The 23,067-nt window shown below is 43.9% G+C and carries 19 protein-coding genes; 13 read left to right on the top strand and 6 right to left on the bottom strand.

Features of this window, described 5'->3' with window-relative positions:
- The first annotated feature begins 268 nt into the window (after positions 1-268).
- From AAEY98_RS18075 to AAEY98_RS18050, 6 genes are all read left to right on the top strand, one after another.
- Complete coding sequence (locus AAEY98_RS18075) at positions 269-703, top strand: OsmC family peroxiredoxin (RefSeq protein WP_123777477.1); 435 nt, start codon at positions 269-271, stop codon at positions 701-703.
- A 575-nt stretch (positions 704-1,278) separates the two neighbouring features.
- A complete protein-coding gene (locus AAEY98_RS18070) occupies positions 1,279-2,628 on the top strand; it encodes an APC family permease (protein ID WP_351018628.1) in 1,350 nt (449 codons plus the stop codon).
- A gap of 104 nt (positions 2,629-2,732) precedes the next feature.
- Positions 2,733-4,376 (top strand): FAD-dependent oxidoreductase, encoded by a 1,644-nt coding sequence (locus AAEY98_RS18065; protein ID WP_351018625.1) that lies wholly within the window; start codon positions 2,733-2,735, stop codon positions 4,374-4,376.
- Positions 4,377-4,485: 109 nt separating this feature from the next.
- Positions 4,486-4,773, top strand: coding sequence for a sll1863 family stress response protein (locus tag AAEY98_RS18060; RefSeq protein WP_162022971.1), 288 nt, complete (start codon positions 4,486-4,488; stop codon positions 4,771-4,773).
- 55 nt (positions 4,774-4,828) lie between these two features.
- Positions 4,829-5,083: a GlsB/YeaQ/YmgE family stress response membrane protein gene (locus AAEY98_RS18055; RefSeq protein ID WP_123777473.1), complete on the top strand. Its 255-nt coding sequence runs from the start codon at positions 4,829-4,831 to the stop codon at positions 5,081-5,083.
- Between the two features lie 50 nt (positions 5,084-5,133).
- Entirely contained in the window at positions 5,134-6,486 is a 1,353-nt protein-coding gene (locus AAEY98_RS18050) for a DUF2254 domain-containing protein (protein WP_101088474.1), read from the top strand.
- Positions 6,487-7,003: 517 nt separating this feature from the next.
- On the opposite strand, the gene AAEY98_RS18045 is transcribed toward AAEY98_RS18050, so the two are convergent.
- A complete protein-coding gene (locus AAEY98_RS18045) occupies positions 7,004-7,315 on the bottom strand; it encodes a hypothetical protein (protein ID WP_335692147.1) in 312 nt (103 codons plus the stop codon).
- Between the two features lie 614 nt (positions 7,316-7,929).
- Here AAEY98_RS18045 and AAEY98_RS18040 point away from each other — a divergent pair.
- Both AAEY98_RS18040 and AAEY98_RS18035 read left to right on the top strand, forming a co-directional pair.
- Positions 7,930-9,018: an alkene reductase gene (locus AAEY98_RS18040; protein WP_351018621.1), complete on the top strand. Its 1,089-nt coding sequence runs from the start codon at positions 7,930-7,932 to the stop codon at positions 9,016-9,018.
- A gap of 81 nt (positions 9,019-9,099) precedes the next feature.
- Positions 9,100-10,482, top strand: a complete 1,383-nt coding sequence (locus AAEY98_RS18035; protein WP_351018619.1) for an NAD-dependent succinate-semialdehyde dehydrogenase — start codon at positions 9,100-9,102, stop codon at positions 10,480-10,482.
- A gap of 501 nt (positions 10,483-10,983) precedes the next feature.
- On the opposite strand, the gene AAEY98_RS18030 is transcribed toward AAEY98_RS18035, so the two are convergent.
- A complete protein-coding gene (locus AAEY98_RS18030; RefSeq protein WP_101088470.1) occupies positions 10,984-11,682 on the bottom strand; it encodes a Crp/Fnr family transcriptional regulator in 699 nt (232 codons plus the stop codon).
- A gap of 596 nt (positions 11,683-12,278) precedes the next feature.
- On the bottom strand, positions 12,279-12,464 hold the full coding sequence (locus AAEY98_RS18025; protein WP_162022975.1) for a hypothetical protein: 186 nt from the start codon (positions 12,462-12,464) through the stop codon (positions 12,279-12,281).
- Positions 12,465-12,637: 173 nt separating this feature from the next.
- Here AAEY98_RS18025 and AAEY98_RS18020 point away from each other — a divergent pair, with 173 nt between their 5' ends.
- Positions 12,638-13,423, top strand: coding sequence for a PRC-barrel domain-containing protein (locus AAEY98_RS18020; RefSeq protein ID WP_351018617.1), 786 nt, complete (start codon positions 12,638-12,640; stop codon positions 13,421-13,423).
- A gap of 510 nt (positions 13,424-13,933) precedes the next feature.
- Here AAEY98_RS18020 and AAEY98_RS18015 read toward each other — a convergent pair.
- Positions 13,934-14,542: a TetR/AcrR family transcriptional regulator gene (locus tag AAEY98_RS18015; RefSeq protein ID WP_101088468.1), complete on the bottom strand. Its 609-nt coding sequence runs from the start codon at positions 14,540-14,542 to the stop codon at positions 13,934-13,936.
- 216 nt (positions 14,543-14,758) lie between these two features.
- Between AAEY98_RS18015 and AAEY98_RS18010 the strand changes: the two genes are divergently transcribed.
- Entirely contained in the window at positions 14,759-15,295 is a 537-nt protein-coding gene (locus tag AAEY98_RS18010; RefSeq protein ID WP_351018613.1) for a peroxiredoxin-like family protein, read from the top strand.
- Positions 15,296-15,572: 277 nt separating this feature from the next.
- Here AAEY98_RS18010 and AAEY98_RS18005 read toward each other — a convergent pair whose 3' ends face one another.
- Positions 15,573-17,726: a pyridoxamine 5'-phosphate oxidase family protein gene (locus AAEY98_RS18005; RefSeq protein WP_101088466.1), complete on the bottom strand. Its 2,154-nt coding sequence runs from the start codon at positions 17,724-17,726 to the stop codon at positions 15,573-15,575.
- 131 nt (positions 17,727-17,857) lie between these two features.
- Positions 17,858-18,478: a glutathione S-transferase family protein gene (locus AAEY98_RS18000; RefSeq protein WP_101088465.1), complete on the bottom strand. Its 621-nt coding sequence runs from the start codon at positions 18,476-18,478 to the stop codon at positions 17,858-17,860.
- Positions 18,479-18,635: 157 nt separating this feature from the next.
- Here AAEY98_RS18000 and AAEY98_RS17995 point away from each other — a divergent pair, with 157 nt between their 5' ends.
- From AAEY98_RS17995 to AAEY98_RS17985, 3 genes are all read left to right on the top strand, one after another.
- The gene (locus AAEY98_RS17995; protein WP_101088464.1) at positions 18,636-19,517 is read left to right on the top strand and encodes a LysR family transcriptional regulator; all 882 of its coding nucleotides are present in this window, start codon (positions 18,636-18,638) and stop codon (positions 19,515-19,517) included.
- A 545-nt stretch (positions 19,518-20,062) separates the two neighbouring features.
- Positions 20,063-20,749, top strand: coding sequence for a DUF6781 family protein (locus AAEY98_RS17990; RefSeq protein WP_351018608.1), 687 nt, complete (start codon positions 20,063-20,065; stop codon positions 20,747-20,749).
- A 10-nt stretch (positions 20,750-20,759) separates the two neighbouring features.
- Complete coding sequence (locus tag AAEY98_RS17985) at positions 20,760-22,442, top strand: ABC1 kinase family protein (protein ID WP_351018605.1); 1,683 nt, start codon at positions 20,760-20,762, stop codon at positions 22,440-22,442.
- The last annotated feature ends 625 nt before the right edge of the window (positions 22,443-23,067 follow it).

The raw sequence follows: 23,067 nt of genomic DNA, 5'->3' as shown, positions 1-23,067 counted from the left end.
TCAGATTAGCGCCTTTGCAGCCGTCACATCTGTTGGATATCGCACAGACGAATACCTATGGCCAAGTCCAGACTGACATACATTGAAAGTATAAGTCGTCTCAGTTTACCCAATCCTTAGCGCCGAAACTGACCAGATTACATCTGTTTGTGACAACCGGCTTATGGTAATCAGAGAAGCTATAAATGTTTTAATAACAAGGGAATAATTACCATTACTGTCAAAAATGAAACCCTTCTTGAGAAATGTGATATTTAGGAGACAGACCATGATTGAAAAAATAGCAACTATCCAGTGGCAAGGTCAAGGTAAGAAAGGCCAAGGTAAAATAAGTACCGAGACCGGTGCACTGAAGCAATATCCTTACGGCTTCGGTAGTCGCTTCGAGGATGACCGAAGTGGCACTAACCCTGAAGAGATACTAGCCGCAGCCCATGCCGCGTGTTTTACGATGGCGTTTTCATTCGCCTGTGATAAGGCAGGGTTTGCCACCGCCAATATCGACACTAAGGCCAGCGTTCGTCTCGCTAAACAAGGCGAAGGTTTTGTTATAGACCGCATCGCGTTGACAATGAGCGCAGAGGTTGCGGGCATCGACGAGGCGAAATTTCAGGAGATTGCGGCTGCGGCAAAGTGTGACTGCCCGGTATCGAAGGCTCTTGCCGGTGTTGAGGATATTACCCTGCAAGCGACACTGAAATAGGTCATCTCCTGAGACACGCTGTCAGCCCGCGCCATGCAACTACACAGCAGCAACTACACGGCAGCAACGCCAAAGTCAGACCGAACGCTAAAACGAAGGTTTAATGACTGTATTCATATCCTCTTCCAGCATTTTTCTAACCGTCGGCAAGATTGCCGACGGTTCTTCTACGGTGAATAACGTTCGGTCTGGTGTCCGTGCGTTAACACATTCATCAATAGTCCTGATTTGGCAACTAACTCGGATACATAGACACAGAGCGGTTCGTCAATCGCATGAAAATGACACCAACGTTTGATAGCGTACAGACAGCGTTGCCGCTTTTACCTTTTAATAGTTCTGTATCGCTCTCATGTTGGTACATTTAACATTCGAAGGAGACGGTGTTTATGTTACGCACCGTTAACAATATAGAGGACTATGTCATCAGTGCTACAGATGGCAACATTGGTCATATCAAAGACGTTTATTTCGATGATTAAACTTGGTGTGTTCGCTTTCTCGTTGTTGAAACAGGCACTTTAGGATAGCAGGATAAAAAGTTGCTTATATAAAAGACAAATCACGGAGGGCGTATGCATGACCATGAAGATAAAAAGTCACATTATCAAAAAGATAGTCTGACATTAGTTGGTGCGGTTGCGCTTGGCACCGGCGTTATGATTGGTGCTGGCATATTTGCTTTGACAGGGCAGATGGCCCAGATGACCGGAGGTCTTTTCCCGCTGGCTTTTCTTTCGGCTGCGGTGGTTGTGTTATTCAGCGCATACTCTTACGTAAAATTGTCCAATGCTTATCCTTCCGCCGGTGGGATTGCCATGTACCTAAAAAAAGCCTATGGCAGCACGGTGACAACCGCCTTTCATTCCCTGTTGATGTATTTTTCTATGGTGATTGCCCAGAGTTTTCTGGCGCGTACCTTTGGGACTTATACATTACAGCTGTTTGGTATCGATGATAGCAGCGTGTTAGTGCCAACACTGGGTGCTGGATTATTGCTGGTGGCGTTTCTGATCAATTTATCCGCCAACAAGATGATCGAAGGTGTCGCGTCGGTGCTCGGCTTTATTAAGATTGGCGGTATCGTTTTGTTCGGTATCGTTGGCGTAATGGTTGCTGGCACGGTTGAAGTCGATTTCTCAACAGTCAGTCCAGACGCCTCAACTTCTGGTGCAACAATAGCTGGTTTTATTGGTGCAACCGCGCTGGGTATTTTGGCCTTTAAGGGTTTTACCACCATTACCAATAGTGGTTCAGAGCTTACTGACCCTCACAGAAATGTGGGCCGAGCTATCATGATCTCCATCGGTCTTTGTGTGGTAATTTATACGCTCGTCGGTTTTGGCGTCGCAAGTAACTTATCACTAGTGCAAATCATCGAAACAAGAAATTACTCGTTGGCTGCAGCCGCAAAGCCTGCACTGGGCGAATACGCGGTCTGGTTTACGGTTGTTTTGGCCATGATAGCAACAGCAGGCGGTGTTATTGCCAGTATATTTGCGGTTTCGCGGATGTTGGCAATGCTGACTGATATGAAACTCGTTCCCCACAGCCATTTTGGCATGCCCGGTAGCATCCAAAAGCACACCCTGGTTTATACCGTCATTTTAGGTTTGCTGTTGACCATATTTTTTGACCTGACGCGGATTGCGGCCATGGGTATCATCTTTTATTTGATTATGGACATGGCGATCCACTGGGGTGTTTTACGTCACCTGCGAGACGAAGTCGGTGCTAAACGCGCATTCCCTATGGTCGCGATTATCCTTGACTTGATCGTTCTAGCCGGTTTTGTCTGGATCAAGATAAACAGCGATCCATTGGTGTTAGGTGTCGCTGGTGTTGTCATGTTGGTTATTCTGCTTGTTGAGATCCTATTTTTACGACATAACCCTATCGAGCCAAAAAACCACAACCACGGATGAAAATAACCCAATACTACCTTCTAGTGCTAACTGCCCGAGACAGCCTGAATGCAGCTGTGTAGGGGCTCACTCCCTAGGACGAACTTTAATCATGGAGATAAATAATGAAATCTGTCGTTATATTTGGGGCTGGCATTGCCGGATTAAGCGCCGCACATGAGCTGGCCGAACTGGGGTATCTTGTTTCAGTTTATGAAACGGCTGATGAGCCGGGGGGATTCTTCAGAAGTTCACGCCTTAGTCACGACAATATACCGACCGAGTATTCTTGGCACGGCATGGGACCTTGGTACCATAATGTTTTTGATTTGATGAAAAAAATTCCATTCAATGAAGAGGGCAGCGTTTATGATTTGGCCCTGTCTCGGCCCATTGATTTTGGCATATTCCCTGATGCTGGTCAGGCGCAATTTTACGATGAGGGATTTAAAAGTATTAACAAGATGTTTGGCATGAGCAATTGGGAGTTTACCAGAGCGTGCTATTTAATGTTAAAGACTTGGACCTCAAATCATCGAAGCCATGTGGTATATGCCAAGGTGAATGCGGCTCAAGCTTGGAAACCTATGCTTAGCGTGCAAAGTTATAACGCGTGGCGTTCTTGTTTCGGTCCTTGGATTGGCTCTGATTGGTCCAACGTGTCACTGCACACCGCAGGGGATTTTTTTAGAAAGCAATTTACGACAAAGCCCGCGCACCAGCATAAATCTGATCAAGATGGACCCGCATGGCAGCAAGGTGCCGGAGACGGTTGGCTACTCCTAAAAGGGCCCAGTAGTGAATACTGGTTCAATCCTTGGGTTAAACACCTTGCACACAAGGGCGTGAAATTCTATTGGCAGAAACCGCTCACCAAATTAGTGTTCGACGGCAGCAAAATAGTCTCCGCTTTTGTCGGTGATGAGGAGATCAAAGGCGATATTTATGTTGTGGCCATCAATCCTTACTTGATGGTTGATATTTTAAGTAAAACTCCCGCGCTTGAGCGGCAAGAAGAATTAAAATTGTTTACACCGCTTGTTCAAGACGGCCCACACACTCAAGTCTCTTTTCGGTTAGCATTTTCAGACGAAATCAAACTTCCTCGAAAGCGGACTGCAGCGGTGATCAGTGATTCAGAATTTAATTTGACCGTGTTCGCCGAAGAACAAGTTTGGGACAAGGATGTGGATTTGGGGCAAAACATCAAATCTCTTTGGACTGGCACGTCTTGTATTGGCGGCTTCCCTGGGAGGATATTCCATAAGCCTGTCAATCTCTGCACCAAAGAAGAATTTATCGAAGAAGTGAAGGCTCAAATCTTGAGTTGCGGTGCACTAAATCAATTGATTAAACAAGCGAATGACGGCAAAGAGTTGAAAGATTTTACAATTGAAAAAGTTGAAGTGTGGCATGAATGGCACTTTTCCCGTGATGGAATAACGCCGCTACAGCCAAAGTGGGTAAACACCACCAACACTCAAGCATTTATGCCATCTCAAAAAACGCCAGTGTTTAATCTATTCTTGGCCGGAGCCCACACTAAGACTCAGGCTCAAGTCTGGAGTATTGAAGGTGCTGTTGAAAGTGGCAGAAGAGCGGCCAAAGCGATAGATAAACGAGTTAACGTATTGGATCAATATCGACCCAGATGGATTAAATTGTTATCGAAAATCGATGACATCTTGTATCTAATTAAAGCACCGCAGCTTCTAGATTCTGTGGTTTTATGTATCGTTTTATTGCTTATTTTGTGGTTTTTGATCTGATCATATCTTGATTGATCTTAGCGCTATCCAGAAGGGATGAGCGACATTAAAAGTGCCATAACATCAATATCGGCCCTAATAGGTCTCACAACGACAAAGGAGTTTAACCATGAACAAGAAAGAAGCTTACCAAAAAAAACTACAGGCACAATTAGACCAGTGGAGCGCAGAGATCGATAAGCTCAAGGCCAAAGCTGATCACGCGGAGGCCGATGCACAAATTGAGTACTACAAACAAATCGAGGAACTGCGAACGATGCAAAAATCGGCCAACAGCAAACTTACCGAACTTAAGGAATCGAGTGACGGTGCATGGGAGGAGCTCAAGGCAGGTATGGATGGTGCGTGGAACTCGCTTGGCAATTCGCTGAAGTCGGCTACCTCCAGATTCAAATAAACAGCATGGTCATTACGCCAAATAGGCGCACTATAAATTAGCACAGGAGTGCAACATGGACATTATTAGTTTACTCATATTTTTGGGAATAGGCGCTTTGGCAGGGTGGCTTGCAGGCAACATAATAAAGGGTGGAGGATTTGGTGTCATAGGCAATATTATTGTAGGAGTTGTTGGTGCTGTAGTAGGTGGTTTTATATTTAGCTTACTCGGCATATCAACAGGCGGTTTATTAGGCTCTATCATTATGGCTACTATAGGCGCTGTTATTTTGTTATTCATAATTAGTTTGGTTAAGAAGAAAGCCTAGTTCCTTAAACACGACGATACATGTTGAAAATTCAAATTAGGAGTGGCCACATGATTAAGTTAAGACAGTTTTGGGGGAATCTGCAATCGAGCTTTTGGTTCATGCCTTCACTGATGGTCGCTGTCAGTATGACCTTAGCGGTTGTGTTGATCGAAGTAGAGTCTGCCGGTTTAAACCAATGGCTAATTCAGTGGCCACGACTGTTTGGGGTCGGTGCAGAAGGCGCTCGCCAGATGTTGTCCACCTTGGCTGGTTCGATGATGACTGTAATGGGGATCACCTTCTCCATGACACTGCTGGCCCTAGTGCTTGCGTCGGGCCAGTACACCTCTCGCATTTTGAGGAACTTCATGCGTAACAGTGTCACGCAAGCAACACTGGGGGTTTTTGCGAGCATTTTCGCTTATTGTCTTATAGTCTTACGCACCATTCGTGGCAGTGGTGGTGGTGATGAATTTGTGCCCAGTCTTGCGGTGTTTTTTGCCTTTGTGATGTCGCTTGGTGGTGTGGGGGTCCTTATCTATTTTATTCATCATATTGCCTTGTCTATCCAGGCATCAAGCATCATTGCTTCGGTCGCTCAGGAAACCAATGCTGCCATAGATAAGTTGCTGCCGATAAAACCGGATGAGGAACTTGATGAAGATGAAATGCGACACCCGATACTAAAGTCTCTGGATGAGCGGGTCTGGTATCCCGTGCCGGCAGCTCGCAGTGGTTACGTTTTAGGCGTGAACAACAATACATTAATTTGCTTGGCGAGTGACAACAGAACCATAGTGCGTATGGAACAAGGCATCGGCTCGTTTATTGTCCAAGATACGGCTCTGGTGTCGCTAGCTCTTACTTACCCGCCAGAGCAGAAACTCATTGATGCTTTGAATACAGCTTACAGTATTGGTAGCCATCGCACAGTGGATCAGGATCCTACTTTCGGTATTCGACAGATTGTGGATATGGCCATAAAAGCGCTGTCCCCCGGGGTTAACGACACTTCAACGGCAGTGATGTGCGTGGATTATCTCACCTCGATTATGGCTCGATTGGCCAGTCGGCAATTTCCGCCATTGTACCATTATGAGGGAGACACTCTGCGAATGGTGGCGATGGTTCCGAGCTTTGATAGTCTATTGGCCGATGCTTTCGACCAGATTCGAAGTAGCGCTGAAAAGAATCTTGCGATACTGGTACGCATGCTCGGTGCCTTCGAGACCATCGGAAGTTTAACGATCTGTCCGAGCCGCTTGAGAGCACTTGACCAACAGTTGCAGTTGATTGCAGAGTTGACCGCTCGCTGCTTTGAATCCAGTTATGATCGCGCGCGGCTCGAAATGCGACTGTCCAAGGTGCGTGAATCGTTGGACGGTCAGTTTGCATTGAGCGCATTAGTTGGGAAAGATTAGTTTTATGTAAATTAGACGGATACAAGGGGCTGTTGATTTTTCAAGGTTGGTTTTTCAGTGAATTGTCGCTCATTTGTACAAGGCAGAGACTTTTTATTCTACATAAAAAGTCGATAACGCAGTAAAAATGACCAACAAACGCTGTCCGAAGGGTTCGGCTAAAAACGTTTTACTCTTTGTTGAGAAAATCTTCATTAAGCGAGTAGTGCTTAGATTGCTAGGCAGCAATCCACTCGCCTCGATTAAAACGCTTTTATCTCGAACAAAATTTAACCAGCAAAGATCAACAGACCCTAGCATACAAGATTCATTTTTTTGTTGACCAATTCGCTAGCTTTTCCTGGGTGTACATCCAACGCACTCTATTTACAATCTCATCGTTCACTATAACTCATATAATTTTGCTATCCGCAATCGCAAAACATTCTTTCAAAACTCGATAACGATACATAGAAGCCCGACCAATATGATATTGGCAAAGCGATATTACAGTGATAATGGACGGCGACGGAGGCGGTTAGTCACTAGTCAGGCTCTGCAAGGCATTGGTGATTTCACTCATCCGCGCCGCCGTGACTTTACCATGAACCTGCGATATCAGATTACCGTTCTTATCCAAAACAACAATGACCGCCTCTTCGCTATCGGAGGGCACACCCAACGCGCTTTCCATGATCTGTGAGTTGAGAATCCAGGTTTGATCGTGATAGCGCTGTGGCACTTGTTCTTTGGCTCGGCCAATGACATCTTCTTCCGACATAAAGAAGGGTAAATTGACAGCCAGTACGTCGCGAACCCGATATTTACTATGATCAATCTCTGAGCGCAATGTGTTAACCCACTCCCGAGTGGATATTGCGGCATTGCGAGACGGCGTAAGTATGAGCAGTGTCGGTTGACCTATCAGTTTGTTACTGTCAACTTTTTCGCCGCTAAGCGCCGTCGCTGTAAATGATGGCCATGGTCCATCGCCTGCAGTAGCAGTAGCAGACGGCCCACATAGGGTTAGTATCGCAAGTAGGGTCAGTTCAGTAACGCGTCGGGATGTTGAGCCCCAAAGTGTTGTCGGTATCATTGGTCTGGTTAGCATAGTATTCCTCCGCTCAGTAGTAGGGGTGCGAACAAGCAGGCCAAGCCAGATCCAAATACAGAAGTCGCAGCATTCAGTGAAACGCCTTCATAAATCATCTTGGCTCTCATGTCTGACGAGTAAGCATCACACATACAATATGCGATTGACGACATTTCATCTGTTCGCTAGCGAACTTTCTGCCAGCCAATGACCCTATTAGATCTGCAGGCGTCATTTGTGGATATGTGTTCTAACGAACAGACCAGCTAAAAGCCAGCGCGCAAGCTGTATTTCTCAGGACTTGCCGCAATGATCTTTTCCTCGGGTTCGGCAGGATTCATCCTCATCATACATAACAGGATATCTAGCTTATGCTTTTCGAAACATTTTCTAACCGCTCGCTGCAGCTATCCAATCGCATGGTAATGGCGCCGTTAACACGCAGTCGGGCTACGCCTGAGCACACGCCTAACGCGCTGATGGCAACGTACTACGGCCAACGTGCGACGGCTGGACTGATTATTACCGAGGGCACTTCGCCCAGCCCCAACGGACTGGGCTACCCACGCATCCCCGGTCTTTTCGATAGCACGCAGATGAATGCATGGAAGGCAAGCACATCAGCGGTACACGCCAAAGGCGGTAAAATCTTCTTACAGTTGATGCACTGCGGTCGAGTCGCGCATGTCGACAACTTGCCAACAGGTGCCGAAATACTCGGGCCAGATGCCGCGGCATGTCCCGGCGAGATGTATACCGACACCCTAGGCATGCAGCCCCACAGTACGCCCCGTAAAATGACCGAGGCCGACATCGCTCATGTGGTAAAAGAGTATGTGACGTCAGCGAAGCTCGCGCTGGAGGCAGGTTTCGACGGTGTCGAAATACACGGCGCCAACGGCTACTTAATCGAGCAGTTTTTGAATCCGCTGATCAACCTACGCACTGACGGTTACGGCGGCAGCATTGAAGGCCGCAACCTACTCGCGCTGGAGATTGTGCGTGCGACAGTGGCAGCCATCGGCAGCGATCGGGTTGGTATCCGGCTCTCTCCTTACGGTGTGTTCAATGGCACCGGCGCATTCCCCGACATAGAGACGCAGTACCTGGCATTGACTAAGGCACTTTCCTCACAGGGGCTTCTCTACATCCACTTGGTTGATCATTCATCCATGGGGGCACCAACGGTACCCGCCGACTTTAAGCTTAAGCTGCGCGCTGGTTTCGATGGTCTGTTCATTCTGTCTGGAGGGTTTGATCATCAAAGCGCTGAACAGGCGTTACGCGATAAATATGGCGACCTGGTAGCCTTTGGCCGTCCGTTTTTGGCTAACCCTGATCTCGTCGCTCGGATGCGCCAAGATGCAACGCTCAACACGCCAGACGAAGCGACTTTTTACGTACCTGGCGCCAAGGGTTATACCGACTATCCAGCTCTCGCGACTTCTCCAGAGCGTTAACGCCAAAAGTTATCGCCGAGGTAGCCCAATTCAGTAGAAGCTTGCGGCGTCCATAAGACCAAATTGAAACAGGATTTCACTATGACTTACAAAAGCATTAATCCCAATAACGGAACAATATTGAAGACCTTTGATGAAATCAGTGATGCACAGCTTGAGATCAAGCTTGCCACTGCGCATGCCTGTTACCAGACATGGAAAAACACCAGCTATAAGCAACGCGCCGCTATTATGGCCAAGGCTGCAGAACTTCTGCATGCGCATACTGATGACTATGCCAAGCTGGCAACACTGGAGATGGGCAAGCGAATTGATGAAGCCCGTGGCGAAGTCAATTTCAGTGATAAAATCCTCAGCTATTATGCAGACCACGCAGAAGCGTTTTTAGCTCCAGAGCAACTTGACCCGGAACATGGCGAAGCCCATATGGAAAGCAGCCCGATAGGCGTGATTTTCTGCGTCGAGCCGTGGAACTTTCCCTTTTATCAACTTGCTCGTGTCGCAGGCCCGCAACTGATGGCGGGCAATGTTTTGGTGGTGAAACATGCCAGCAATGTACCCCAATGTGCTATTGCCTTTGAGCAGTTGTTGATTGATGCGGGCGCACCTGAGGGGTTGTACACAAATCTGCTGGTTTCGCACCAACAGTCTAACCAGATTATCGACGACCCGCGCGTCAAGGGCGTGGCACTGACAGGTGGTTTTGCCGCTGGCAGAAGCGTTGCCGCCCGAGCAGGGCAAAACCTCAAACCCTCGTCGATGGAGCTCGGTGGCAGTGATGCCTTTATCGTGCTTGATGACGCTGATCTCGACAACACTATTCCTTGGGCTGTTTGGGGCCGTATGTACAACCAGGGACAAACCTGCTGTGCTGCTAAACGCTTTATTGTGCTCGATTCGATTGCTGACAAATTCATCGAAAAGTTTCAAACCGCGCTTGAACTTCAGCAACCTGGCGATCCGATGGACGAAACAACGACCAAGGGACCGATGTCGCAAGAAGCCGCTCTGGTTAATATTTTGAAGCAGGTCGATGATGCTGTAGCCCATGGTGCTAAGGTGTTAATGGGCGGCAAGCGTATCGACTGCCCGGGCTCTTTCATGCAGACCACGATACTGACCAACATTGCGCCAGGCAACCCTGCTTATCGCACTGAGTTCTTCGGCCCAGTTGCGTTGATTTTTCGGGTCAAGGACGAAGCCGCGGCCATAGCGCTTGCCAACGATTCTGACTTCGGACTTGGTGGATCTGTGTTTACCGAAGATGCCGCTCGTGGCAAACGCGTCGCCAGTCAGATTGATACCGGTATGATGTTCATCAACAATATTGATTGGACCGATGCCGCGCTTCCGTTCGGCGGGGTCAAAGATTCCGGTTATGGCCGCGAACTCGGCGAAATGGGCATTCAGCAGTTCGTTAATAAGAAGCTGGTTCGCACCATTTCGATGGCAGCACCGGTGTAACGGTTGCACAGCTAGGGGCTAGCAAACTGAAAATATTAATATTTCACAAGCAATACCCTATATGGCAACGGCATAAGATGGCGAACGAGCTTAGTTATCTAAGATAGCGACATAGTTATCGAGAGTTTAACTAAATCGATGGGTTAGGTGGCTGTAGTTTGAAAATGCTATGGTTTGACAATGCTGTGGTTTAACAATGCTATGGTTTAACAATGCTATGGTTTAACAATGCTATGGTTTAACAGCGCTGAGTTTGAATGAAATTAATTCATAGCACTTTAAGCGTCTAGCTGTGAAGCCGATTAATCTTGCTTGGGAGGATATAGAAAGGGCATGACGTTATTGTTTTTAATGTTTGGGATGATTTGTTATAAACGACAAGATGGCCAAATATACCATGTCAAGCCACCAATGAGGGGTAGCTTGGCATAGATAATTTAGTTAATAGATGATTAGTTAATAGATGATTAGTTAATAGATGATTAGTTAATAGATGATTAGTTAATAGGTTTCTAGTCTATCGGTTTCTGTTTTTACTACGGCATAACATTCGCAGCACAGCGTTTCGAGTTTTTGTCTGTTGGTCACGGTAATTTGACCGCGCTTATAGTTGATTACCCCAAGTTTTTGCAGTTTACCGGCGGCTTCAGTTACGCCTTCTCGTCTGACGCCTAACATGTTGGCGATCAACTCTTGGGTCATTGTGAGATTGTTGCTAGCCAGTCTATCAAGTGATAGCAGCAGCCAACGACAAAGTTGCTGGTCGATAGAATGGTGCCTGTTACATATTGCCGTCTGCGCCATTTGTGCCATCAGTGCTTGAGTGTAACGTAACAACAGTTCGCGAAGATTTTGATTGTCGTTAAATTCATCGAACAATATCGATGCGGACAATTTATAGGCTCGGCCTGCGCTTTGAACTATGGCGCGATTTATGGTGCTTTCTCCCCCCATAAACACGGCAATACCCACTAAACCTTCATTGCCGACAACAGATATTTCTGCCGATGCGCCATCTTCGAGAACATTCAGTAAAGAGACAATACTATCAATGGGAAAATAGACATTTTCAAGGTTTTGACCAGCTTCATAAATAACTTTACCTAAGGGCAGTTTTATTATCTTTAACTGTGGAAATAAGCGCTGTTTTGTCGCTTCAGGTAATGCTTTAAGTAATGCGTTCTCATTTGGGTCAATCATTGATAACCTTTCAATATATTAAAGTGAGACATTCACTACTCGCCATGATCTTTCTTATGCTATTGATTTTATTCAATATTGCATAATACTTCAGTAATCTTGTTATCAATATAACAGAGTTTGTTGAATCGAGAGGGTTAAAATGCCTTGTTTAGCGTGATTTGCGATCACAGCAGGCGAGTGGAACCATTATTTTTCGTTCAAAAGGCATTGCATGTTGAGTTGTATTTATGAGTTGTATTTATACTCATCGACAGGATATTTAGTTGGGGGGGGAGATAGTAAAAAGACCTTTGCAAAGCTGCGTTTCGCTCATAGGAAAGAGACTAAACAACGGCCTACAGCGATTACGTTTAGGCCGCAAGTCAGCTGCTAAGGCTGCTGTTTTGTGAAGATGGATGGCATAAAAGGGCTGAGCAGCAAAGTGATTGCAAGATCCATTTCTCTAGTGGCTATACATTCGGCTTTTGCCGCCGGAGTTAGTTAAGTTTATGTGCTTTAAGTTTATGTGCAGTCTGATGCAAGATGCATTTAACATCTGATTTTTTCGTCGACCTAAACTCACATGTTGAAGCGCTTTGACTGATATTTACAATTTAATCATTTTGAATATCATCAAGCGCCTGACGAACTTCATCCAAAATTAATCTGTTTGCCACTTTTTCATCGATATCGGGTACATCCCATCCAAAAATAGCGCGATATTTCTCAATCAAATTGTTGACGTCTTCGATGATATCGCTGCGATGGGCCGCTAACTCTAATTTTTCTATGTCAGTCATGCTCGTTCACCTTAAAAGTTTATAGATAACTCTAGATTAGACTATTATTCATGCTTCATCGGTGCGACACCGAACAGATTGAATAGAAAATTTGGTGCAAGCTGATAGACATCCACTCTATTAGTAAAGCAATGATTTATTGTTTACCATCTTTAATCTGGAGTAAATACATCATGTTATATACACTGAATGATTTAAAAAGTTTAGCCATTCACGCCTCTGATGGCGATATTGGATTAACCAAAGATTTTTATTTTGATGACAAGCATTGGGTGATCCGATATTTGGTAGTCGAAACGGGATCTTGGTTATCAAGCAAAAAAATATTGCTTTCACCCATATCAATCAAAGAATTTAATCAGGAACAAAAGACGCTTACTGTCACAATCTCAAGAGAGCAGGTAAAAAACAGCCCTGACATCGATAGCGAGAAACCAGTCTCTAGGCAGCATGAGGTCGATCATATGGAATATTATGGTTACTCACAATACTGGGGTAACACTGGCATTTGGGGAAGTGAGCCCAGTCCTAACATGATGGCAACGGGTTATTATAGTGTCGCGCCAAAGCCAGAAAACTTAGATAACCCAGAGATGTCCGCAGATGTTGAGGCAGCACTATCACGGGATAATGATCATCATCTACGCAGCAGTCATGCCGTGGCGGGTTATCACCTTGATGCCATAGACGGTGAATTGGGTCATTTGCAAGGTATGTTAATAGATATCGACACTTGGGCTATTCGTTATTTGATTATTAACACTAGTAATTGGTGGTTGGGTCATCTGGTTTTGATTGCGCCCAAATGGATTAAAGAGGTGAGTTGGCCTACCTCTAAAATTTATGTTGATATGACGCAGCAGCAAGTGAAAGATGCTCCCACATACGATCCATCAGTGCCTTTCGATCTTGAACATGAGCAAAATCTGCATACTCATTATGGCCATAATGATGGATAACATTATTACCTCTCTATGAGGTGTTTGGCTGTCGTGTTTAGGTTGTTTGTTTAAAAAGTGTTCTTGGAGTAAGTTATCTATTTCAATATGAAAATATAGTCAATATCAGTTAGTCATTGCAGTTTTTTCTTCTTGAAATTGCTGCAATCAATTGAAAATAGTAGACTAATTTAATATTTAAGACGATGACTTTGAACCCAAGGGGTACCCTTTATAAAAACAAGCTATCTGTTTTCAACATTTAACGATAAAACTTTATCAGACATGATGAAGCTTTTTTGTGTTGATGAAAGACTCCATCAGATTCATTAGACCATTACACAAAGAACCTCGCGGGCCTGAGACACACAGACCTTTAAATACTCTTCAAACGTGTCGACTAAATTAAGCGTTTCGATGAAGCTTAAATGGTGGCTGGATTTACTTTAATGAATGAAAGATAAACACTCATGCAGGCGCTTTGGATTAGGTTGTTGCTTAAAATTGGCTGGCAATTTTGTTTTGATACAGTCAAGGGCTTGCTAATATCATGTGCACTCTATACTCGACATCTTGTTTCATACTTTCTGATTCGAATCCCGCGCGGGCACGAAATACATAGCCCTGTCGAATATCAAACATAAGCTTTGCACGTGCTAATGATGGAAAATTGGCAGGTAAAACACCTCTTGCTTTTTCTAGCTCAAAGCGTCGCGATAATCGCGCATCGGTATCTAATACTGCTCTTTGTAATAGTTCTTGTGCTCCCTCGACCTCGCCAGCACTTGTGGCAACGCTGGAGCTGAGAAAGCAGCCTTTTGCGCCGCTACCATTTGCAGTACTGTAATCAATCACTGCAATCATGAACGAGCGGACAGCTTGGTTAATATCGGGTTCTGTTTCAAAGGCTACTAATGGTGCGCATGCATCAATTGTGGCGTAGCAGTTTATAGCTTCTAAATAGAGTTTACGTTTGTCACCAAAAACCGAGTAAAGGCTAGGGCTGTTAATACCCATTGCTTGGGTTAAATCTTTAATGGAGGCGGCATCATATCCTTGTTTCCAGAAAACATGCATGGCGGACAAAAGTGCTTCGCTACGATCAAAAGCGCGTGGCCTACCAGCCTTATTTTGAATCATATCGGATACCTCAACACTGTAGATTTAATGATTTATTTTAGTATCAATTGATACATAATTCAATTAATTAAAACCCATTAACCTCGGTAAGGTAATGATTATGCTCTAGGAAGTTGTCTATATTGGCAATATAATTTTGTAACGATCACTATGAAATATTGACACCTTGGCATTATTTTGTTTTTATAATATTCACTACAAAACATTGGAATAAACATGAACTCATCTAAATTAGTAGCAGGACAAACCTTTCCAGACATCACTCTAGCGCTGCTTGGTGGTGGTGAAATTAATCTTACGGCTGTTCCGGCAGAGGGCTGCGATTGGCGTATGGTGGTTGTTTATCGGGGTAAGCACTGTCCCATTTGTACTCAATATCTATCGACGTTGAACGAGCTGTTGCCTGAATTCAAGAAGTTAGGTGTTGATGTTGTAGCTGTATCCGCCGATCCCATAGAAAAAGCGATGGCTCAAATGGAGCTGGTTAAGCCTTTATTTGATGTGGCGTACGGCTTAAGTATTGAACAAATGCAAAAAATCGGGGTGTATATTTCAAATCCTCGCTCGCCGGACGAAACTGACCGACCTTTTGCCGAACCCGGATTGTTTATTATTAATGATAAAAAACAGGCACAAATTATTGATATATCGAATGTTCCTTTCTCTCGCCCAGAGCTGAAGTCAATGATTATGGGTTTAGGTTTTATCCGTAATCCACAAAACAATTACCCAATAAGAGGAACCTACAAATAAAAAATCATGGCCTTCTACATGAAGAAGTACGGCAACTAATTGTGTAGTGACATGGTATTTTAGCCACCTAAATAGAGGTAATATTATTGCCTCGTACATGACTTTAGGTGAGCAAATGAAATCAAATACCAGAAGCACACCATAATACCGTTGCTGTAGCGGTATATTATGGCGTGCTATCTTTTGGCAAGTGGATACTGCGGTGAAAGCAGGCCGTTGTGGTTTTATTTTCATAACGTTCATTCATCAATGGCGGTATCGTTATGTGTTACAACGCTTATAAATCGATTTCGACGATGCTTATTTCATTTAAATTGCTGTGTGATGATTGTTTTTTAGGAACCGCACAACAAAGCAATACCTCACCTTCGGTTGGAGTGACCACTGGCTTAGTTCGATAAGTGATTGATCCTTTTAGCAGTCTTACTGCGCACGTGCCGCAAGTTCCGTTACGGCAACTGAAGTTAGGCGTGAGCCCATGGTTTTCTGCTGTTTCTAAAAGTGTCGCATCATTTGCGTTCCATCTTTGTTCAAAACCAGACTTAACAAATTTGATGACGGCTTCATCGGCTTCGTTTTCTGCTGCAAGTGACTTTTTTGCTTCAAGTAACATTTTTTCTTCAAGTAACATTGATTCATTATCGATTTGGCGAATAAGTGCCGCAGGCCCGAACGCTTCGGCAAAAATACGTGCATCACGTACTCCTAAACTGCGTATTTCATCATAGAGTGCTTGCATAAACGCAGGTGGACCACATAAGTAAAAATCATAATCGTCTAGTGCTAATATTTGCCGAAGTGTATCGGCGGTAATGTGGTCGATTGCATTAAAATCAATGCCTATTTTTTCCTGCTCACTAGGTTGAGTGATAATTGAATAATATCGAATTTTACCATTAGATTTTATTTCAGCATCACGGAAGTTTTGTGTAAAAGCGCGTTGTTGGGTCGTTTTAGCGGCGTGTAATATGGTCAATGGTCTTAAATGACGGGTACGCTCAGCTTCATTTAGGATATGCGAGGTCATCGCAATCATTGGCGTAATCCCTACGCCTGCGCCGATTAATACGGCCGGGCGCTTTTCTGCTGCATCAATATAAAAATTACCCGAAGGAGCTTTAGCTTCAATAACATCGCCGATGCGCACATTATCGTGTAAGCATTGCGAAATAGTGCCATTAGCTTCTCGTTTAACTGAAATGCGGTAATACATGTCGTCTGGTGTTGATGATACGGTATAAGTTCTTATCACGGCTGTGTTTGCATTGGGTGGGGTAAGACGCACCGTTAAAAACTGCCCCGCTTTTGAAGACACTAACGGGGTGTTGTCTTTTGGTTCTAAATAAAATGAACGAATAACACTACTCTCATTTTCAATACGTTTGACTGTATAAGATAACCAAGATTCTCTTGTGGCTTCAGCTGCCAGTGAAGCATGTGCTTGTTCCCAATCACCAGCCATTAAAGTATTTGGTGAATACGCAGTAAACGATGCGCGAAAGGGTAGTGCATTCCTTAATGTCACTCCGTGGCTGAGAGTGAAACGCCATGCTCGTTCAGCACCTTTAAAAGCGCTGACTTCTGGAGTGTCTTCCCATAATAATTCGACAGTGCCGGTTAACATAAATAAGTCACCAGTCGAAAAGTCGATAAATACCAAGCCTGCTTTAGGGTTAACCAAAAAGTTACCGAGAGTGTTAAAAAAATTGTTGCCTGAATAATCAGGAATAGTCAGTGTATTGCCGTCTACTTTCACAAAACCAGGCCGTCCTCCACGGTGTGAAATGTCGACACCTTCATGTTCTGGGTGTTCTTTAGCTGGCACATAACTGGACACAAAAAAGGTATCAGCATCACGGATTATCTTACTAACATCATGACTCAATACCGTAAATTCTTCTATGTTAGAGGCTGGATTAGTGACGTGAGATTGTTTATTAAATTGAATACTGCGGCTTTGTATATATTGCGGACAATTGCCAAAAGATTGATCGACAGATATTGAAAAATGAGTAGGACTGATTTTATGAACCCGGCCATTTACACGATTACGACGACGAGAGTGCATTTCAATACCAAGTAACCCTAAAGGACTACCATCATTTTTTAGTTGTGGCGCGATAGGGTCTCCAGCTATTGCCGATGCATTAATCGTTAATGTTGTTGAGTCTGGTGATGTTATAAATCCTGGATATCCCGAAAGTATCGATGCCCAAGGCCAACCTTGTTGGTCAACACTGCCAGCAACAATAAACGGCAGTTGTTGATAAAACTCACGATGTTGTTCCGGAATGTATGGACGTATTGCGCGTTGTCCAAAACTCTCCATCACAGCGCGTTTACCAACACGATCCTGAATGTTCTGTTCACCAGGATGAAATGGCGATAAAGCTGATTTTTGATGGGTCTTATCGCGAGTTTGGTTTTGCATAATAGGCATCTCTTAGCGGGATTTCGGTGGCACTGGATATTGAATAAATCAACAGGCCCTACGACTGGCTCACAAACTCATCGGTACCAAAAATCCGCAGTGGATGTGCGAGCTGCCAAGAGCTAGTCGTCTTATGCTACTAATCCAGCTTTGGTTGCTGGCATAGCAACAAATCCTCTCAACCCTTCAATGTTTGTTAACCAGCGACGTACATTTGGGTAAGGTGCTAATGACACATCGCCTTCAGGTGCATGAGCAACGTAACTGTATATAGCAAAGTCAGCTAAGCTGATTTTATTTGCGACCAAATAATCTTGGTCGATAAGTTGTGCTTCTAATTTTGTTAACGCTTTTTCTGCTGTGGCTTTAGCAAACACCGGATCTGATGGTGAATTGAAAACATTAATTAACCTCGCTGCGCCTACGCCATAAGAGATTTCGCCCGCTGACATCGCAAGAAAACGATGCATTTCTGCTTCATGTTGCAGATCTTGAGGGATAAACGAAGGCGCATATTTACGAGCCAGATAAATGAGGATTGAAATTGAGTCGTGAACAACCGCATCACCGTCTTCAATAACAGGGACCAAACCCAAAGGGTTAAGGGTAAGAAACGGTGCTTTTTTATGCTCCCCAGCAGGAAGATCTACGTGGATAATGTTGTGCGCAATCCCCGCGACACTCGCAAATAGCTGCACGCGATGAGCATGACCTGAAAGTGGGAAACTGTGAATTTTAATGGCATTAGACATGATGTGTTCCTTTAAGGGTTGAATGATTTGTGCGTGAGAAAAGAATAAAGTTCACACGGCATAAATACAATGACCTGTTTTATTGAAACATTATCTCTATTATGGATATAATATTAATGGCTGTTATTAATGGTCATTACTCATGTGAGGATCATCTATGGATACGATTGATAGTATGCGTATTTTTGTTGCTGTAGCGGGGCAAAAATCGTTTACGGCGGGGGCAAAACAGCTAGGTATTAGTACCAATTTGGCCAGCAAGCATGTGCGACAGTTAGAGGCCCGTTTAGGTGCGCAACTTATTCATCGGACAACTAGACGTGTCACTTTGAGTGATACAGGACTCGCGTATTTTGAACGCTGCGTGTTTATAATTGATCAATTTGATGAGTTAGAAGGTTTAGTTCAAGAGCGTCAATCCGAACTTGCGGGGCCTATTCGTATTACTGCGCCAACAGGATTTGGGTCAAGGGAATTGGTAGAAGCGATTCGACCTTTTCAAATTGCACACCCTAAAGTGTCTATCAATCTGCATCTGTCCGATCAGCATGTCGATATACTTGACGAAGGTTTTGATCTCGCCATTCGTTTTGGTCCACTGCAAAATTCTACGCTTATTGCTCGTAAGTTGCTTACTATGCGATTAGTGGTGTTTGCATCACCGGAATATATCAATACACATGGTGAACCATTACATCCTAGCGATTTATCAACACATAATTGTTTATTACAATCATCGTCAGCAGATCCGGAGCATTGGGCCTTTACGGTTGCTGGCACAGAACAAAAATATCGGGTAAATGGGTCTTTTACGGCAAATTCGCCTCGGGCGGTCGCGCATATGGCCGTTGGAGGTTTAGGTATTGGTCGTTGTCCGCTGTACACCGTTGAACCCTTTCTTAAAAGTGGTGAGTTGGTATTGTTGTTTGACGATAAGATGGTTAGCGTATTTAACTTATACGCTGTATATCCTTCTGCACGTCATTTAACAGCTCGGATTAGAAAATTGATAGATCACTTAGTAACGGCGTTAGGATAATTTTATCTAAAATAATATCGTATCAGCTTAGGGCTATTGACCATTAAACCTGCATTGATGATGTTATTCGATATGTCGATGAGGTCATTGATACACTTAGAACTCAGTTTAATTCAACTGAGTATCATAATTGACTCTATTAAAAATATCTACAATCCAATCACTTAACGGCCACTCAACGCAATAGTAAATATTTGAATTGTTGCTAATTTTAAAATACTCCAGTTCGTCTTCTCGACCGCTTCGGACATTTAGTGGATTTAGATTTTTAACATTCACATAAATATAAACATTTAAAAAAGTGAGGTTTCAGGGTTGTGTGATTATTGTCCGTTATTTACGACATCTTTGAGGTGCATCAAGGTTTCATCGACACATTTGACTTAAATTTATTAGGTAAGTGTTATTTTTATTTGCTGTTATGTATCAGATTCTTTCAGCTCTACTTAGCCAAGGTGGGTTAGCAAAAAGGTAAAATAGCATCATTAATAGACCGATAATGTTTGGATTGTCCTAGCAGCCTGACGTTTTATAGGTGAATCAATATGAGTAAAGCTAAAAGTGATACCAATAAACATCGTGACAATCTCGAAGGAGACATTAAAGAGGCTGTTGAGGCAGATAAGGATATTCGGGACACCGTTCGGTGCATTACTCTTAAAGCATTGAGTGAAGGAAAATTAGACCTCAATGAGCTCTCACAGATTGCACGCTGCGTGATTAAAGGTGCCGGTTTAGGTGCAGTTATACATAGTCGTGATGGTCAATCCCACCAGCTCACTAAGGCGGTTGCTGGGCTTGAGGATGCCTTATGTTCTGCCGTAGAGGCATCCAAATTAGCTGTTGAAGAAGCCAGTTCGCATGTTAACACCTTTAGTAAACAAGATTTACAGCGCACCCTTAATGACCTTAGTGAACTTGAAGCTATGTATTTAGAGACGTTAAAAGACGTGGCAAAAGAGGCTAATGAGGCGGTATCCGTTACTTTAAATGATTTGGCTCGTCATGGTCGAGTAAGCGGCACCGCCGTCGGCCAGAAAGTAACTGAAGTTTCTACATTATTAAACCAACAATTAACTGAGCGGTTAAGCGACACGGTGGCAGCTGGAGTCGATTCTGCAGCTAAAGTAACCCGTAACCTCGCTTATGCGGCAGCAGGTTTTCTTGATGCTTTTGCACAAAAATTGGATGAGAAATCAACATCTAATTCCAACTCAAATAAGAGTCAATAATGGGTGAAGCATGCTTTGGGAAACGTTAGGTACCGCGCGAGATATTGGCCGACTGAATGAGCTTGCTTCGGTTTTAATTCGTTATGGCTTCGGCGATGTGTTGCGCAGGCTTGGCCTTGCTAATGTGTTTAATGTCGCCGGTAAGGCTCTGCATTGGAAGCATGCAGCTGAAATAACCCAGTTAGAATCACCGGTTAGGTTTTGCCATGCACTGGCAGAAATGGGACCAACCTTTATCAAACTAGGACAGATCCTTGCTACGCGTTCAGACCTATTTCCACCAGAGTGGACTGCTGAATTTGAAAAATTGCAGAATCATGCGCCGCCGGTATCATTTGAATTAATCTGTAAACAGTTACAGGAAGACTTAGGTTGTAGTCCGCAACAGGCTTTTGCCGAATTTAATCCAACCCCTTTTGCTGCCGCATCGATTGCCCAAGTTCATCGGGCTCGCCTACACGATGGTGCTGAAGTCATTATTAAGGTTCGCAGGCCAGGCATAAGACCTGTTATGGAAGCTGATCTACGTTTACTTGCCCGTATTGCAGAGGTGATGGAGTCAGAGTCACCGACACTACGCCGTTTTAGGCCTCGTGAGGTGGTCCGTCAATTTACCCATTCTCTACGGCGGGAACTGGATTTATTGGCCGAGTGTCGTAATGCTGAAAGGGTGGCAAACAATTTCAAAAATAACCCTAACATCGTTATTCCAAAAGTGTATTGGTCGTGGTGCAGTGAACGCATCAATGTTCAACAGTTTATTGATGGTATTTCTGGACGGAATATAGCAGCAGTGGAGCAGGCTGGATTAGATAGGAAGCTGTTAGCTAAGTATGGTGGTCAAGCTGCGTTGAAAATGATTTTAATTGATGGTTTTTATCATGCGGATCCCCATCAAGGTAATATTTTTTATCTGCCTGAAAATCGAATCGCATTTATTGACTTTGGCATGGTGGGTCGATTGTCTTTCGAACGCCGCCATCAAGTGGTGCAACTTTTACATAGCATGGTTGAATTGGATGCTTCTCGTGTTGTTGATGTATTACTGACTTGGGCTGGCGATCCTCCGCTCAATAGTGAGAATCTTACTTTTGAAGTAGAAGAATTTGTTGATAAGTATCATGGCGTTTCGTTAAAAAGTTTCCATTTGAGCATGATGTTGACTGAACTGATATCACTGCTTAGAGAATATGGCCTCAGCTTACCTCCTGATATTATTATATTGATCAAAGCATTAATTGCGCTTGAAGGTGTTGCCCTGCAATTAGATCCTGACTTTAATATGGTGTCTGAAGCAAAGCCATTATTACACCAGTTAATGTTACAACGATACGCACCAGACGCATTGGCCAAAAGAGGTTGGCAAGCCATTGTCGATACCGGTGAATTGTTAAGTGGATTACCGCAAGACTTACAACAACTTTTACGTTCAGCCCGTAGCGGTCGATTTCAGCTGCATATTGATGTCACAAGACTAAAAGCCTTTGGCAATCAACTTGATCGTGCTGCTAGTCGAGTCGCCATTGGCAATGTGGTAGCGGCCATGATTATTGGATCTTCTATTGTGATGACAGTTGATGGAGGACCAACTTTATTTGGTTTGCCGTTATTTGGCATACTTGGATTTCTGAGTGCTGCCGTCGGTGGGATTTGGTTGTTATTCTCTATTTGGTCAAGCGGGCGCTGGAAGTAGCAAATTATCACTACATCAATAATAAACATGAGGCTGCATAAATTTTATGCAGCTTTGCAGTGCCAAAGCATTAAAAATAGACCTCGATAAGAGTAAATCATATTACCTTTGCTGTTTTGTACGATATGAGTAACTGCTCCATTGATTCAGTGTACAACATAACCATTCCTTCCAAAAACAAGCTGAATAATCAGACCATTTAGTCTAAAAGGTGACAAGAAGTTGCAAACACTCAATGTTGCCTAACGCCTAACGCCTAACGTGTAAAATCTGACGTTTAAAATCTATAAACTACATTTGTACTTAATTGATGTAGTCACTAACGCTTTATCTAATTCAAATGTGAAGAGACTTTTTCTTAACTAATCGTTGGTTTTTTGCGGTAAATCGACATGTTATTTATGTGCTCTATTGATAACAAAAAACGTTTCATTCGTGCTGCTTTAGGTATTAGTACTGACTGTTATGTCAAATTGTTGCATCGGTAAACTTCACTCAAATACTTGAATCGGTCACGCAATGCTTGTTGAAAAACAATCTATGAAAATAATGTGCAATAACAAGATCATGCAATGGCTCGATTACGTCATTGATACGGTTTAAACGCATCGGTTGAGATGACGAT

Origin of the sequence: Shewanella sp. AC91-MNA-CIBAN-0169 (assembly GCF_040310165.1) — a bacterium.
Taxonomy (GTDB): domain Bacteria; phylum Pseudomonadota; class Gammaproteobacteria; order Enterobacterales; family Shewanellaceae; genus Shewanella.
Note: the sequence above shows the minus strand (reverse complement) of the source record. Positions and strands in the feature narration are given on the sequence as shown.